At 38.8% G+C, this 16,207-nt stretch carries 10 protein-coding genes; 7 read left to right on the forward strand and 3 right to left on the reverse strand.

Annotated features, from left to right (window positions below; genetic code table 11):
* Entirely contained in the window at window positions 1–2,085 is a 2,085-nt protein-coding gene (gene glgX, locus HMJ38_RS08675; protein WP_194973989.1) for a glycogen debranching protein GlgX, read from the reverse strand.
* A 218-nt stretch (window positions 2,086–2,303) separates the two neighbouring features.
* Here glgX and HMJ38_RS08680 point away from each other — a divergent pair, with 218 nt between their 5' ends.
* The 5 genes from HMJ38_RS08680 (at window position 2,304) to HMJ38_RS08700 (ending at window position 8,872) form a co-directional block, all read left to right on the forward strand.
* A complete protein-coding gene (locus tag HMJ38_RS08680; protein ID WP_194973990.1) occupies window positions 2,304–3,731 on the forward strand; it encodes a phytoene desaturase family protein in 1,428 nt (475 codons plus the stop codon).
* 92 nt (window positions 3,732–3,823) lie between these two features.
* Window positions 3,824–4,309 carry a hypothetical protein gene (locus HMJ38_RS08685; protein ID WP_194973991.1) on the forward strand — a complete coding sequence of 162 codons (486 nt, stop codon included), beginning with the start codon at window positions 3,824–3,826 and terminating at the stop codon, window positions 4,307–4,309.
* 129 nt (window positions 4,310–4,438) lie between these two features.
* A complete protein-coding gene (locus tag HMJ38_RS08690; RefSeq protein ID WP_194973992.1) occupies window positions 4,439–5,827 on the forward strand; it encodes an arginine decarboxylase in 1,389 nt (462 codons plus the stop codon).
* A 262-nt stretch (window positions 5,828–6,089) separates the two neighbouring features.
* Window positions 6,090–8,015 (forward strand): hypothetical protein, encoded by a 1,926-nt coding sequence (locus HMJ38_RS08695; RefSeq protein WP_228779965.1) that lies wholly within the window; start codon window positions 6,090–6,092, stop codon window positions 8,013–8,015.
* On the forward strand, window positions 8,012–8,872 hold the full coding sequence (locus HMJ38_RS08700; RefSeq protein WP_194973994.1) for a DUF2490 domain-containing protein: 861 nt from the start codon (window positions 8,012–8,014) through the stop codon (window positions 8,870–8,872). Before HMJ38_RS08695 ends, HMJ38_RS08700 begins: the two co-directional genes overlap by 4 nt.
* Window positions 8,873–9,091: 219 nt before the next feature.
* Here the strand turns inward: HMJ38_RS08700 and HMJ38_RS08705 are convergent, their stop codons facing one another.
* Window positions 9,092–10,195, reverse strand: a complete 1,104-nt coding sequence (locus HMJ38_RS08705; protein WP_194973995.1) for an alanine racemase — start codon at window positions 10,193–10,195, stop codon at window positions 9,092–9,094.
* A 772-nt stretch (window positions 10,196–10,967) separates the two neighbouring features.
* Here HMJ38_RS08705 and HMJ38_RS08710 point away from each other — a divergent pair.
* Window positions 10,968–14,378 (forward strand): HEAT repeat domain-containing protein, encoded by a 3,411-nt coding sequence (locus HMJ38_RS08710; protein ID WP_194973996.1) that lies wholly within the window; start codon window positions 10,968–10,970, stop codon window positions 14,376–14,378.
* Window positions 14,378–15,223, forward strand: coding sequence for a PIG-L deacetylase family protein (locus HMJ38_RS08715; RefSeq protein WP_194973997.1), 846 nt, complete (start codon window positions 14,378–14,380; stop codon window positions 15,221–15,223). Before HMJ38_RS08710 ends, HMJ38_RS08715 begins: the two co-directional genes overlap by 1 nt.
* 215 nt (window positions 15,224–15,438) lie before the next feature.
* Here HMJ38_RS08715 and HMJ38_RS08720 read toward each other — a convergent pair whose 3' ends face one another.
* Window positions 15,439–15,969 (reverse strand): lipocalin-like domain-containing protein, encoded by a 531-nt coding sequence (locus HMJ38_RS08720; protein WP_194973998.1) that lies wholly within the window; start codon window positions 15,967–15,969, stop codon window positions 15,439–15,441.
* Between the last annotated feature and the right edge of the window lie 238 nt (window positions 15,970–16,207).

Genomic DNA, 16,207 nt, shown 5'->3' on the forward strand with positions numbered 1-16,207 from the left:
TTAATCGATTTTTGATAAGAGAATAACAATAGAATTTGACTCTAAATGATAAGAGCCATTAGCAAGAGGTTTTGCATGTTGCCAAAGACAGATGTCATCCGGTGATTCTTTAGCCGTGTCTATCCATCTTCTCCAAACTACTTTTTTTCCATCCACTTCCCTGGGCACCTCAAAAGTCAGGGGTTTCCTGTAAGCATTGACCATGTAGTGCATCGCCATTTTTCCGCTCAGAGCATTAATGGTCATGGCTATACTGTGGGAGTTTTCTGACCAATCAGGCTTATCAAGTTCTACACCATGCCATTGAATGGTGGACTGTGTCAGGAATTCCCTAAGATTGAGATTGAAATTTGCTTGTGCAGACTCCCGCTTGAGCCTTTTTTTGATCAGAATTTTTACAAACCTGAAAATATCTTTGTTTGTATTGATCAGGTCCCAGTTAAACCACGATAATTCGTTGTCCTGACAGTATGCATTATTATTGCCTTTTTGGGTATGAAGAATTTCATCCCCCATCAACAGCATCGGAGCTCCAAGAGAGAGCATATTCAATGTTAAAAAGTTTTTAATCTGTCTCCTTCTAAGTTTTAATATTTCGCGATTGTCAGTCGGACCTTCTACGCCACAGTTCCAACTTAGATTTTCATTGGCACCATCTCGGTTGTTTTCGCCGTTGGCTTCATTGTGCTTCTTGTTATAAGAAACGAGATCATGTAAGGTGAACCCATCATGACAAGTGACAAAATTGATACTTTGTTCCAGTTCCCGTTCTTTAGCTTCATACATATCAGGACTACCGATCAACCGGGTCACAAAAGCACCTACTTTTCCTTTGTCTCCTTTCATAAAACTCCTGACATCATCCCGGAATCTTCCATTCCATTCTTTCCAGCTGTCTCCCGTGAAATTGCCGACTTGATACAGTCCAGCGGCATCCCAGGCTTCAGCAATCAACTTTGTACCTGCAAGGATAGGATCAGACTCAATGTCCCAAAGAATGGGTGGGTTTTCGAAGGGATTGCCTTTTTCATCTCGTGACAAAACAGAAGCCAAATCAAATCTGAAGCCATCGACATGCATGTCTCTGACCCAAAAATGAAGACTTGAAATGATCATTCTTCGTACAATGGATTGATTTGCATTGAGCGTATTACCTGTCCCTGAATAATTTTTATACTTGGACCTGTCATTTTCCAAAATGTAATAAATGCTGTTGTCAATTCCTCGGAAAGTGTAGGTAGGACCATCTTCGTGGTTTTCTGACGTATGGTTGTAAACCACGTCCAAAATAACCTCAATCCCAGCTTTATGGAAAGCTTTGACCATATCCCTGAATTCATCCAAAACCTGAAGTGGGTTTTTTCCGGTACTGTAACCCTGATGTGGGGCAAAGAATGATATCGGGCTGTACCCCCAATAATTCACCCTGCCCTCAGGTGCATCTTGCCTGTCAAACTGAAAAACCGGAAGCAGTTCTACTGCAGTAATACCCAATTCAACCAAATAAGGAATTTTCTCTATCAAACCCAGAAAAGTTCCTCTTTTACTTTCTTCCACTCCAGAATTGGCCATTTTGGTAAACCCACCAACATGCAGTTCATATATCACTGTTCTGGAAAAAGGGTTTTTTGGATGCTTATCCCCTTCCCAATCATATTTGCTAAGGTCTATCAAAACACTTTTCATTGACCTCGCTGTTGAATCCCCAAAAATGCTCAATGCCTTTCGGTTGTAACCTTCAGGAATCGCAACAGATTTGGCATAGGGATCTAAAATCACTTTTGAGGCATCGAAACGATGACCTTTGGAAGGCTCAAAAGGGCCGTGTATGCGGTATCCATATAACTGACCCGATTTTATACCTTCAACAAACACATGCCAATACTTGTATGTCTTGTTGATATTTGGATCTAATCGGATGGTGTGGGTGGGTTCTATGTCTTCTGCTTTGTCAAAAAACAATAATTCCACCCATTCTGCATTTTTGGAGAATAAACAAAAATTGATTCCTCCTTCTACAAAGGAAGGACCAATAGGAAAATTTTTCCCAGGGCTGTGCTTGTATTTCAATTTACGGGGTGACATTGGGGTGACTTATTTAACAAAGGAAAGGATAAAATGTTAACAAACAATGGTTTTATAGCGTCTTTCAAAAGACCAATTAGTGTAAAGTTTTCTTAAAAAGCATAAACTACTTATTCGTTTGTTTATGAATCATTATCTTGATGTTTTAAGTAAATGTAATTTAAAAAAAATAAAAAATCCATGGAGTAGTTTATTGGGTTTTTTAAGAAAAAATCATTGTGGAAAAAAGGGAATACGATTCGATTGTGGTTGGTTCAGGGCCAAACGGTCTAGCAGCAGCCATAAGGATGCAGCAGAAGGGATTGGATGTGCTCTTGATTGAGGGAGAGGATACCTTGGGTGGAGGGATGCGGACCAAAGAATTGACTTTGCCAGGATTCCGTCATGATGTTTGTTCTGCAATCCATCCTTTGGCTGTTTCCTCGCCATTTTTGAAAACCCTGCCATTGGATAAGTTTGGTCTAGAATGGATGTATCCTAAGGTATTGGCAGCCCATCCTTTTGACGATGGTACTGCTTCATGTCTATATCGATCAATTGATGAAACCGCAGGAGAACTGGGCCTGGATGAAAAAGCTTATAGAAGCTTGATTCAGCCGATTGTCAGAGATTGGGAAAATCTTGCTGTCGATTTTTTGGCACCCTTGGGAATTCCTCAAAATCCCGTTTCTTTTACCAAATTCGGCATCAAGGCTTTAAGATCTGCCAATGGACTGGCCAGGTCAATTTTCAAAACCGAAAAGGCCAAAGGGCTATGGGCCGGTATGGCTGCCCATTCGATTCAGCCATTGGATAAACTCACCACATCTGCAGTGGCACTTGTACTGTTGGCTTCAGGTCACCACGGATCCTGGCCGGTTCCTAAATTGGGTTCACAGTCGATAGCTGATTCCATGTCAGCTTATTTTGAATCCTTGGGAGGAGAGATCCAAACCGGGTTATATGTCAGGCATTTAAAGGATTTGCCAAAAGCTAAAGCTTATTTGTTTGACATTACTCCAAAACAATTGATGGAGATAGCAGGGGAAGAATTTTCAAGGCTATACAGATGGCAACTGAGCAGGTTTAATTATGGTATGGGAGTGTTCAAAATTGATTGGGCATTAAAGGAAGCCATCCCATTTTCTGCTCAAAAAGCCCGATTGGCGGGAACAGTTCATCTCGGTAACACTTTGTCGGAGATAGCAAAATCCGAAAAAGAAATTTGGGAAGGAAAGCACCCAAATCACCCTTATGTATTGCTTGCGCAGCAAAGTATTATCGACAAAAGCAGGGCACCCGGAGGAAACCATACGGCATGGGCTTACTGCCATGTGCCACATGGATCTAGGCAGGACATGACTGCAATCATTGAAGCTCAGGTAGAAAGGTTTGCACCTGGTTTCAGGGATATTATTATTGGAAAAAGCACCATGAATGCCATGGAGATGCAGGATTACAATCCTAACTATATCGGAGGTGATATCAATGGTGGTGCTATGAGTATTACCCAACTTTTCAACAGACCGGCCCTGAGGTGGTCACCTTACCGGACTTCCTCCAAAGGGATTTATATCTGCTCTTCATCCACCCCACCCGGTGGAGGGGTTCATGGGATGTGTGGATTTCATGCGGCCGAAAGGGCAATAAAAGACCTATTCGAATAAAAGTTTATTTATAATCCTATTAATATTATAGGGTAATTAGGAAATTAAAATACCATCACTTACTTTTGGATCATTCATTTAAACTCTCAGTTATGAATTCACATTCATTATCTTCACAAATCGCAGCAAAAGATTCGTTTTCATTCCAGAAAATCACCAAAAAAGAAGGTGCCTTTATCAAAGGTTTAAACCCATTGGAAATCATAAAAAGCTGCGAAATGGTGAATGTGTTGGAGACAGCATCTTTTGATTTTCCGAATTTTCCGGAAGCCAAAAAGAGTTTCCAAGTAATCTACTTTGAGCTTTCCGAAGAATTTCAGGCAATAAAAGGGTTATTTAATGGTCTAATCAGTTTTGGTCATAAAAGCACCGTTATCCTTGATTTTGAGAAGGAATTGTCAAGGTATTCTTTAAAATTCTATCTTTCTGACGAAGAGGTAGTCAACAACTATTTAAACAAAATATTCAGTTTCGTATCGGATGAGATAAGGTTTAAACGCATCCTTAAAAAATCAATTGAAAATCAAAAGGCATTTGCCAAAGAGGAACAACTTCTTAGAATGGAGCTTTTCTCATAATGTTTTCCAAATATTAAATCTTGTAAAAAAGGGGAGATTCCAATTGGATTTTCCCCTTTTTTCGTTTGAATTACCAATATTAAAAGCAAGTTTTGTAGTTGGTTTTCAAGCATTAAATCGACTATTAATATGAATAAATACATTGATCTCATTCAGCAGACCTTTGATTTCCCCACAAAAGAATTTCATGTAGATAATAACGAGCTTCATTTCAACGGTGTCAACCTTATGGAGATCATCAAAACCTACGGCACACCGCTTAAGCTGACCTATCTGCCCAAGATTTCGGAGAATATCCAAAATGCGAAAACCTTTTTTGGCAACGCAATAGAAAAGCACGATTATAAAGGAAAATATACTTATTGCTATTGTACCAAGTCTTCGCATTTCAGTTTTGTGTTGGATGAAGCTTTGAAAAATGATATTCATATTGAAACCTCTTCAACCTTTGATATTCCTTTGGTCAAAAGTCTGTATGAGAAAGGAAAAATCAACAAACAGACTTACATTGTCTGTAACGGTTTTAAAAGACAGTTATACAAACAGTATATCACCGAATTGCTCAATGATGGTTTTGTTAATTGTGTGCCTGTATTGGACAATTTGAGTGAGATTGATTATTACCTTGAGCATGTGAAAGTGCCGTTTCAGGTTGGAATTAGGATTGCTGCAGATGAAGAACCTAAGTTTGGTTTCTATACATCCAGATTAGGTGTCAGGTACAATGACATCATCAAGCTCTATGAAGAAAAAATCAAAGACAATCCCAATGTCAGCCTTAAAATGCTTCATTTCTTTTTGAATTCTGGTATCCGGGATACTGCCTACTATTGGTCTGAATTGACGCGGTTTATCCAAAAATATGTAGACCTGAAAAAGGTAGCTCCAACCTTGGATACAATGGATATCGGTGGAGGCTGGCCCATCAAGACCAATGTGTTTTTTGACTACGACTACCAATACATGGCAGAGCAAATTGTAAAAAACATCAAATGGATGTGTGCTAAAAACCATACCGAAGAGCCACATATTTTTACCGAATTCGGTAGCTATACAGTTGGGGAAAGCGGGGCTGTACTTTACTCCATTTTAGATGAAAAGCTTCAGAATGACAAGGAATTGTGGTATATGATTGACGGTAGCTTTATCACCCAACTACCCGATAGTTGGGGATTGAACCAAAAGTACATTATGCTGGCCATAAATAATTGGGAGGAAGAATATCATAACATTAGTTTGGGAGGGCTGACCTGTGACAGTATGGATTACTACAATTCGGAAGCGCATCAATTCAACATTTACCTTCCAAAAATCGAAGGAGGAAGAACTCAATATATTGGATTCTTCCATACGGGTGCCTATCAGGAATCCCTTGGAGGCTATGGCGGTATACAACATTGTCTGATACCTGCACCCAAGCATGTCATCATAGATAGGGACACAGATGGCAGTATCAAACATTGGTTGTTTTCAGTTGAACAGAATAGTGAAAGCATGATGAAAATATTGGGCTACTGATAAAAAGCAAGGAATAAAAAGCAAGGATTATTTGGACCCTATGGAAGTGGTTAGATTCCCATTTTGGCAAAAGGGGTTTCTACCACTGTATTTTTGTTTGAAAAATCCCTAAAATCCATGACCTCACAAAATTTAAACTCTCAATTATGGATTGCCTACGAGGGATTTAAAGAGAAAAATTGAATTATTTTATTTCAAGGTTGTTCTATTATTTATGGTTTCTAAAAAATCCAACTATTTAGTCTTTGTTTTTTTGATTTGTTTGATTCCAAATTCCCTATTTGGCCAAACACCTTACAAGGGTAAATATATTTTTAACGGGATTGACGGGGAGGGTGAATTTACCTACAAATTAGGGGCAAACAACCGTGCTATTTTAGATGGTGAATTTGAATTCGAAAGCAAACGAATTGATTCACTTGACAAAAGAAAGTTATATAAATTAAATGTCACAGGGAATTATTCCGACAATAAGAAAACGGGTCAATGGAATTATATCGATGAAAATCATTTGATTTATTTGAACGATGTTATGGAATTCGTTCCTGATATTTCTTTGGAAAGTACAAGGAAAGAAATTAAAGCAAATTATAAAGAAGGTGTTCCCCATGGTTCTCTGGAATTTAAGGAAAATGTTTTTATAGATGAAAATCTCAGGATTCAGGCTAGAAGTTATAATTTAAGTTTTTTTGAAGGTAATCTTCAAGGTGAATTTCGATTTGAAAAATTACATCAGGGTAATATTCTCAAGATTAAAGGTGACGCTACAGAAAAGGGTGTTATGACTGGAAATTGGGAGTTCGAATACCTTGAAAATGGCATTCTAATAAAGGAAACTAGAAGGTATGAAGATGGTTTTCTAATCGGTTTGAATAAAATTGAAAAAGATTCAGGGACTACTATTCAAGAAGTTATTTATTACAATACCATAAATAAACTGAAGGCCATTGATGAAGAAGAAGATGTACCGTATAGGATTTCGGATAATTATTTCGAATTGACTTTTAATGATGGGTTCCGCAATTTATCTAATGAGTTTTCTGGGCAGACAAATGGGAATCAACTATTGGGTGAATTTCTATTAAAAATTTTAACCTATGATACGCTTTATGTCAATGCACAAAATGAACTTATAGCGTATCCCTTGCATACCAAAAGGTTTAGATATGACTTGTCTGATGAAGATAAAAGTAATATAGACTCCTTGGAAAGAGAATTTAATAAACTGGAAAATGATGTTACTGTCTTAGCATCAAGGAATGCGCTTGCAATCAACAGAAACAGAAAGGACTCTTTAGCTTTTGCGTATGAATTTTTTCAATTCAACCAGGAAAAGATCATGGATTTCAGGGATGTTGTCGATATTTTTTCGTCTGATGACATTTACTACATTGATCAATCTAACTTTTTCAGAGAGGGTTTTGATTTTTTGACTTCAAAGGATGTTATCCGATATGAATTTGAGGAAAAAACTTATGAAAAGGTGATTGAATATAATTCTTTGGATAATAACTCTAAGAAATTAATTGAATTATTCAGGGTTTATATCAACGAAATTCAACAAAAGGTAAATGAGGTTGGGGGTTATGTTTTGGGTGAATTAAATCAAATTAAGCAAAGCGAAGATCTAGAAACGATTGAAGATGAAATCCTTCAAGCTAAGAATCAATTAGATTCCCTTTATTCAAATTTTGAATCTGAAAGCATTTCAGTGAATTCAGTTGCTTTCCAGATAAGGCAGAATATTCTTAATAATCAGTTTAACGATTTGAATGAAGAATATTCTTCTCTTGAAAATTATGAAGAAAGATTTAAAAAAGGGTTGGAAATCATGGTATTGCTTGAAACAACGGAAACTGTTTTCCAATCTTTGCCCAAACTTTCAGTTGCATGGGAGGGAATCGTAGAATTATATACCGATGTTACCTTGGACCCATTCACCTTCAACCCAAGTTTTAAGGTATTAAGGAAAAGAAGGATTGTTGAAGCAGGAGAGAAAGTGTTTTATTCATATTTAGAGGATATTAAAAATGAATCATCGTACAACAATCTAAAAGATCATTTCCTCGACATTGATAATTTACTTTTCAGAATGGAAGAATTAAGGGAAGGTAATACTAGTAGGTTGGAAAGAAGGCTTGGGTCAGAAACGGATATATCACAAATCAAAAAAATGTTAGGGATATGATGTTAGGGTTTGTAAGGGTGAAAGTGTCCAAACAATATTTTTTTTCTTTTCTATTGGTCAATCTTTTTTGTCTGATGATGGCGCAGAATTCAAATGGGCAGCAATCAGAAACAGATTCATTCAGAAATACTGAGTTCTATAATTCGCAGCTTTTGTGGAATGGTATTTATACAAAATATAGAATCGGCGAAAAGTTGTGGTATAATGGGGAATATCACGTCCGTACCAGAAATAACTTTGTAAATGAAATGGCTCAACTTTATATCAGAATTGGGTTATCTTATCTTGTGACCAAAAATTTTGAAATCACAGGTGGAATTGTAACTCCGTTTTATTGGGTAAATGAAAAAGATTATCCTGAAAATACACCTTTGGATAAAGTAGTTCCTCAATTTCGTTTTTGGCAACAGTACCTTTTCATTCAGTCTGTTGGAAGGAGTAAAGTATACCATCAAATCAGAACAGAACAGAGATGGAGAAGAGACTTTATTGTAGATTCTCCATTTGAATTAACACATAGGTTCAGATATAAAATAATGGCTTATATACCAATTAATAAACCTGAGTTGCAGACAAAAACATGGTTTGTTTCCCTTTACAACGAGGTTTTTATCCAAGCTGGGAAATCTATTCAGTTAAATTACTTAGAAGACAATAGGACTTTCGTAGGGATCGGTTATATCCTTAATGAGAATATTCAATTACAGACAGGTTACATGAAAAGCTTTCAGCAAAGGGCGAATGGATTTGATTTCAATAATAGGGATATCTTAAGAATCAGTGTATACCATAATTTTGATTTTTACTACAAAAAGAAGATCAGTCAAGGTGAGAGTCTATTACCTAATTTTTATTAAGTCAAATACTTAGTGAATGACAATCAAATTCAATAATTATTTACTGGAGGATTAATGTTGGGTATTCATTTTTCAAACTTGGTTGTTTATAATTTTTGAGGTTATAGTTTTGAACAGGCGGAATGCTCAAATTAGACGATGAATTTGGGATCAACCATGAGATTAGGTTTCAGCCTATCTGCAGAAATGATTTAATGTTTAAGCTTGGAGCTGTGTATTTTATAAATTAGCCTCCGCATGGTCAACTGTTTCACCATTGATGGTGAGGTATCCCTTCATACAATCCGCAGTCATGCAGCTATGGATCGGCAGAATGCCCAATAAGTCGCCCACTTTCACTTGAGCAAGGAGTTCATCAGAAGCTTTGACAAGACCATGTTCTTGGGAAATACTTTTCAGAAAAGAGCGGCCTTGAGGAATGGTCCAGCCGTTTTCATTCAAGATTACCACCTCGCCAAAGTTTTTACCTCCATCAGGTTCTGTCAGGACATCCTTGGCCAAGTGTACCCCTCCGCCATGGATCAGGATTTCTTTTCTCTCTTTTTTGATATCCACTATCGGCACCGCCAAGGCGACTGCGATATCTTCTCTTTTACAGCTACCAATATTGACTTGCATCATGTCAAAGAACACAAAGTTTCCAGGGCCAATTTCATCTACATCACCGAAGTCTTCAATCACAGCACATCCTGGTGTGTCTCCTATCCGGGTGATCAGTTTCGGGTATTCAGAGCGGTATTTGTTTTTAAGCATATTAAGGGCAGAGAGGCTTTCTTCATAGATCTTGACTTTGTCAGCAGTATAGTATGTGTGTCCCGGATGAATATAAAACCCCTTGAATCTGAGTTTATCTGTACTTTTTGCCTTTCTTAAAATGGCTTCAATCAGTCCAAAATCAGAAACTTCCACGCCGGTCCTACCATATCCTGCATCGATTTCAATAAAAAAACCAACAGGGTGATTCAGTTCATTTGCCAGTTTTTCAGTGACAGCTTCATTGATCAGCTGTACAGAAAGAGATTGGTTTTTGGCCAGATCACTGAGTTTTTTGGTTTCTAAGGGATTGAAGGGGAATGCGATGTGGATATTTTCCCAGCCATGGCCGCAAAAATATTCAGCCATTTTGATGGATGAAACCGTGATTTCTGTAATCCCATACTCCTTTGCCCATTCCCCCACTATATGGGATTGTGCAGTCTTAAAATGCGGAACAAGTTTCTTTCCCTGAAACTTTGCTTTCATAGCCATTTTTTTCAGGTTGCTCCTACATATTTTTTCGTCCAATAATAAAGTGGGGGATGTGATTCGGGATAAGTATGACATGTAAATATTGTTATAATGGTTTCAAGCCTGAAATTAGGAAAAATAGCCTGAATAATTCAACCCTTTCAGGGTTGGGTGTTTAGGTAGGTTCATATTTCTTCAATCCCCCGGATTTCCATCCGGGGCAAATAACCTTGCGGTATTCAACCCCTGTCGGCATTGGTGGTCAATGTACCTTTTACCCAAATAGAGGATTTTCTGGAAGTCAACGAATACGATATCAAATAAAAGACTTTAATCTTCTATGTATGCTGAAGGAAAACACCTCCGGATAGAAATTGAATACAGCATGTTCATTAGTTTACTAATCTTTGAGAAATGACTATAAATAAAAACCCAAAACCCCGCAAGGGTTAAATACCTCTAAGTTATTTACTTCCCCGATGATCCTGATAGCTTGAGATGTAGGGGTAAATGGTCTTCTAGTCATCACCGCACCCAACCCTACAGGGGTTTAATACAGCAAGGTTATTTACCCGGGATGATAATCCGGGGGTGGGGAGGCAGTACGGTTATTACCCCCACCAACCCCGACAGGGGTTGAATTATCCTTTCAACCCCAACACACCTTAGCACGGACTGCCTGCCGGTAGCCAGGATTGAATTCTACTCAACCCTCCAAATTCCTCTTGGCTTTTCCCCTCCACATTGACTCCTAAATCACCTCCCCAAATCCCCAATCCACCATTGTCCCAATTACCTTATCTTTCCTTTTAGGTTTTTTGGTATATTTAGAGCCAATTGAAAAAACCTAATAACCTACAACCGCTTTATGAAAGTATTCACCCGTATCCCCAATCAATCCATTGCAATTCTGTTACTGATTTCATTTGGGTTTTCATGTGCCGAAAAAACACCTGTGGACCTTCGTATCAAGCAGATGGAACAGGAAGAAGTCAAACAACTAGCTTCCACCATTGAATCTATGGTCAGCCCCAAATTGGCAGAAGGCCTTAGCCTTTCCTTATGGGCGGTGGATTCCCTGATTTTTGACCCCATTTCTATTCAGGTGGATGATGAGGGTACGCTTTATTATTCAAGGACCAATCGTCAAAGAGATTCTGAATTTGACATCAGAGGACATCAGGATTGGGAAATAGAATCCATCAAATTGCAGTCTGTCGAAGACAAAAGAGCTTTCCTCAGAAAAGAATTATCTCCTGAAAGATCTGAATTCAATACTTGGCTGAAAGATCTCAATGGCGATGGTTCGCATGATTGGAGGGATATGTTGGTCCAAAAAGAACAGATTTATAGAGTTAAGGATACCGATGGTGATGGGCTAGCTGATTTTTCTCAGGTGATGGTAGAAGACTTCCATGAAGAGGTGACTGACGTAGCCGGTGCAGTATTGATGCATGAGGGAGACCTGTTTGTAGGCGTAGGTCCAGATATGTGGAGACTGAAAGATACAAACGGAGATGGGCTGATGGATGAAAAAGAATCCCTTGCTCATGGTTTTGCGATCCATATAGGATTTGGTGCTCATGGGATGTCCGGAGCAAAAGTCGGCCCGGATGGAAGGATTTATTGGGGGATTGGAGATATAGGCTTCAACGGGACCGACAAAGAAGGCAAAGAATGGAAATATCCTAATAGAGGTGTAGTAGTCCGATCAAACCCTGACGGATCCGATTTTGAAGTATTTGCCATGGGAGTCAGAAATACCCATGAATTTACCTGGGATGAATACAATAACTTGATTTCAGTAGATAACGACGGAGACCACAGAGGCGAAAGTGAAAGGTTGGTCTATCTCGTCAACGGTTCAGATACAGGATGGAGGATCAACTGGCAATTTGGCAAATACCGTGATCCCAATAACAATACCTACAAGGTCTGGATGGACGAGAACATGTACAAACCAAGACATGATGGACAGGCTGCTTACATTACCCCACCCATTATTAATTATGTGAATGGACCAACAGGAATGGTCTATAATCCTGGTACAGCTTTAAGCCCGAAATGGAGAAACCACTTTTTTGTGGTTGAATTTGTGGGAACACCAGCTGGGTCTGGAATCCATGCCTTTACCCTGAAGCCAAAGGGAGCAACCTTTGAATTGGACAAGACTGAAAAAGTACTTGGCGGTGTTTTGCCGACAGGATTGGATTTTGGACCTGAGGGTTCACTCTACCTTTCGGATTGGATCAACGGTTGGGGCACCAAAAACTATGGTAGGGTGTGGAAATTGGATGATGAATCCGAAAAAAATTCCACAGTGAGAATTGAAACAAAAAGACTTCTTGGTCTCGACTTGAAAAAATTATCCGAAGCTGATTTGGAAAAACAACTTTTTTATGAGGATTTAAGGGTGCGGAGAAAAGCCCAGTTTGAACTGGCCAAAAGAGGGGAAAAGGGCGCGGCAGTTTTTGAATCAGTAATGAAGCAAGAGCAAAACCAAATGGCCAGAATCCATGCCATTGTGGGCACAAGTCAATTGGCAAGAATGGTGGATATGAAATATGCTAAAGCAATTTTACCTTATCTGAAAGATCAAGATCCTGAAATCAGAGCACAAGCGGCAAAGTGGTTGGGCGATATCAAATATCAGGATGTCGGACCAAATTTATTGGCTTTGTTAGTAGATGAACATCCGCGTGTCAATTTTTTTGCGGCAGAAGCCATTGGAAGAATCGGATACGAACCAGCTACCCCTTCATTGTTAGCACTGTTAGAAAGAAACAATGATGAGGATGCATATATCAGACATGCGGTCACTTTGGCTTTGGCAAGATTCAATAACCCAGAACCTTTAATTGGCCTTTCAAATCACTACAGTAAGGCGGTCCGGCTTGGTGCGGTCTTGTCTTTGAGAAGGATGCAGGATGCAGGAATTGAGAAGTTTCTATCGGAAAGTGATGAATATATTTTGACTGAAGTCGCCCGGGCAATCAATGATGATTTTTCCATAGAATCAGCCTTACCTGCTTTGGGAGATTTATTGACTACCACAAAATTCACCAATGAAGCCTTGATCAGGAGGGCAATCAATGCTAACCTCAGGGTAGGCACTGAGAAGTCCATGCAAAATCTGATCATTTATATGTCAAACCCTTCTGCTCCAATCTCAATGAGAAAAGAGGCCATTGACGCACTTTCCACCTGGACCAAGCCTTCTGTCTTGGATAGGGTTGATGGAAGGTATAGAGGAGAAATAACAAGAGAGCCCGATTTGATCAGGGAAAAAGCATTCAAACCGTTGGTGACCATCCTTGCAGGACAAGAAGAGTCCCTTCGTGAAAGTACCGCCAATGCCTTGGGAAAACTTGGTATTGAAAGTGGATCAGAAGCATTATTAGCGTCGGTAAAACAGGATAAATCCAGTAAAGTTCGCATTGCAGCCATTCAGGCATTAGCCAAAATGAATGCAGGGAATACGGCCCAGGGAATTGAAGTAGCATTAGCAGATAGGGAAAAATCAGTCAGGATCGCAGGCCTTACCTTGTTGGAGCAATTGGATCTTGATGTACAGCTCAAAGTTAAATTATTGACTGAGGTAATTGAAAAACAGACTACCGAGGAAAAACAGGCTGCGATAGTGGCATTGGGCAAATTGCCTTATTCAGCAACCAAAGAAAGCTTTGATGTATTGATTGCCAAAATGGACAATAAAAATATCCAAACAGATGTTTTGTTGGAATTATCAGAAGCTATCGAAAATATCAATGATCCCGGACTGAAGGATAAATACGCCAAAAGTGAGGCTTCATTTTGGGAAGGCAATCAATTGGCCTCTTATCAAAGCAGTCTGAATGGTGGTGACCCTGTAAAAGGGAAGAGTTTGTTTTTGCAATCTCAAACTGGTCAATGTATGCGTTGCCATGCCATTGATGACATGGGCGGAAATGTAGGTCCCGCGATGGATGGAATAGCTTCCAAACTCAGCAAACAAGAATTGTTGGAATCACTGATTGATCCCAGCAAGCGCATCGCCCCAGGTTATGGTATAGTAACCTTGGACTTGGACAATGGGCAAAAAATCAGTGGTATATTGGGTAAAGAATCTCAAAAGGATTTGTTGTTGCAACAAGGATCCAAACCTGATACCTTGATTCAAAAAACCAATGTAGTAGCGCGAAAGGACGCTGCATCGAGTATGCCTGATATGAAAGCAATATTGAGCAGAAGGGAAATCCGTGATCTTGTGAGTTATCTATCAACTCTGAAAGATCATTGATGAAGCAGGTTGCGATAGTTATTTTGGTTGTTGTTTTAGCGGTAATTTTTTTATTGGCATTTTTGATGCTGTGGGGTAGGTTTATGCTTCATAATTCAGAGATTCCTGTCAAAAACCAATTGATAGAAGAGACTTCTCCCCAAACCATCATGACCTTTTTCTCCCATCCCGATGATGAAATTGCTGTAGGAGGAACTTTACTTTCTTTAAAAGAAGCTGGTCACAAGATTATACTTGTCTGTCTGACCAAAGGTGAGGCGGGACCTACAGGAGGGTTGGTAGAAAAAGAAGTTTTAGGGGAAACAAGAGCAAAGGAATTGCAGGAAGTGGCTTCAATTTTAGATGCCAAACTGGAACTCTTTGATTTTCCTGACAGCGGCTTAATAGAAATACCTCTTGATACCTTAAAGCAGGTTGCCATTGAAATGATTGAAAAACATCAGCCGGATTATATCATCAGTTATGACAATAAAGTCGGGTTATATGGCCATCCTGACCATGTCATGACTTCCAAAGCAATGGAAGAAGTTTTCCTGGAAAATGGAGAAAGAGAGAGGTTTCCAGTAAAGAAACTTTTCCAATTGACCTTATCTCCTAAACAGATTCAGATAGCTTTGAAAATTGCTCCGGGATTCCAAAGGAATTATCCCAAAGAAGGTCCCGGCTTACCTGTTCCAGACTTTGCTGTGAAGACAACTCCTTATTTTGAAACCTTGGTCAAAATGATTGAAGCCCATGCTACGCAGCAGGAGGTATTCAGAGATTTATTGCCCTACAGGGAAGAGACTCCTTCATTTATTTATTCGAGGATATTTGATAGGGAGTATTTTGCGGAGGTGAGGTGAGAAAAGGATGAAGGAGAAAGGATGGGTTTAGAGACAAGAACCAAGAGACAAGAACCGAGATGCGAGAGGAACCTTATCAATAGCTTGTAGCTTCGTGATGTAGAGTCTTGTAACGCCCATTTTTAGGGCTCTGTTTTGAATGGAAACACTCACAAATAAAAAAAAGCCCAAGGTTGATACCATTGGGTCTTTTATTTATTTTGAGAGGGGTCAAATTATTTTACAAAATCAATTAAGATTTTAATGAAAACCGTATTTAAAGTTCCATCGTCATTAAAATCTTCCATTTCCTCTTCTGAAAATGAAAGGCTCAGCTTATTATTAGTTAATTCTTCCACATCAAATTCCTGAGGACCCTCGCTTGAAGTGATCGTTAATTTGGTGTTGTTGCTATTAAGCTGATAGGTACCTGATTCCTGTACTGCTCCGTTTTCACGTACAGAATAGGTTCCGTCTGCGTTGAAAACAAAAGACGAACCCTGAAGGTCTAGTGAATCTTCAAAGATACTTTCTATCAAACTTTCTAAAGCTGCAGCTTCTATTGGATCTTCACCATTGGCTATCAAGAACGCAGCAATACCCTGATTGTCAACTAGGAAAGTAAGTTCTGAGTCACTATATGTCCAAGTCCCTACAATAGGGGAGGAATTATTTGGCAAATCATCATCGTCACTTCCGCAGGATGCTAATAGAGAAACTATTGATATTGCAGAAATAAAATAAAAGAGCTTCAATCTGGTTTTCATAGTGTTTTGATTTAAATTAAAAATTGATTTTTAAATGATATTTAAAAGTAAGCCTAATAATCAGAATTATCAATTAAAATACCCTATATATCAACAATTGGATTTGTAGTTAATTTATTAAAAATCAGTAATTTATCAACTAACTCCTTCAAGCTACAGATGTGGTCTTCCATTTGTTTATTCAAAAAAAGCCAACAATCTAAAACGCGCTAAATTACTGATATCAATTAGGTTGACT

Source organism: Aquiflexum lacus (assembly GCF_015476655.1).
GTDB lineage: Bacteria > Bacteroidota > Bacteroidia > Cytophagales > Cyclobacteriaceae > Aquiflexum > Aquiflexum lacus.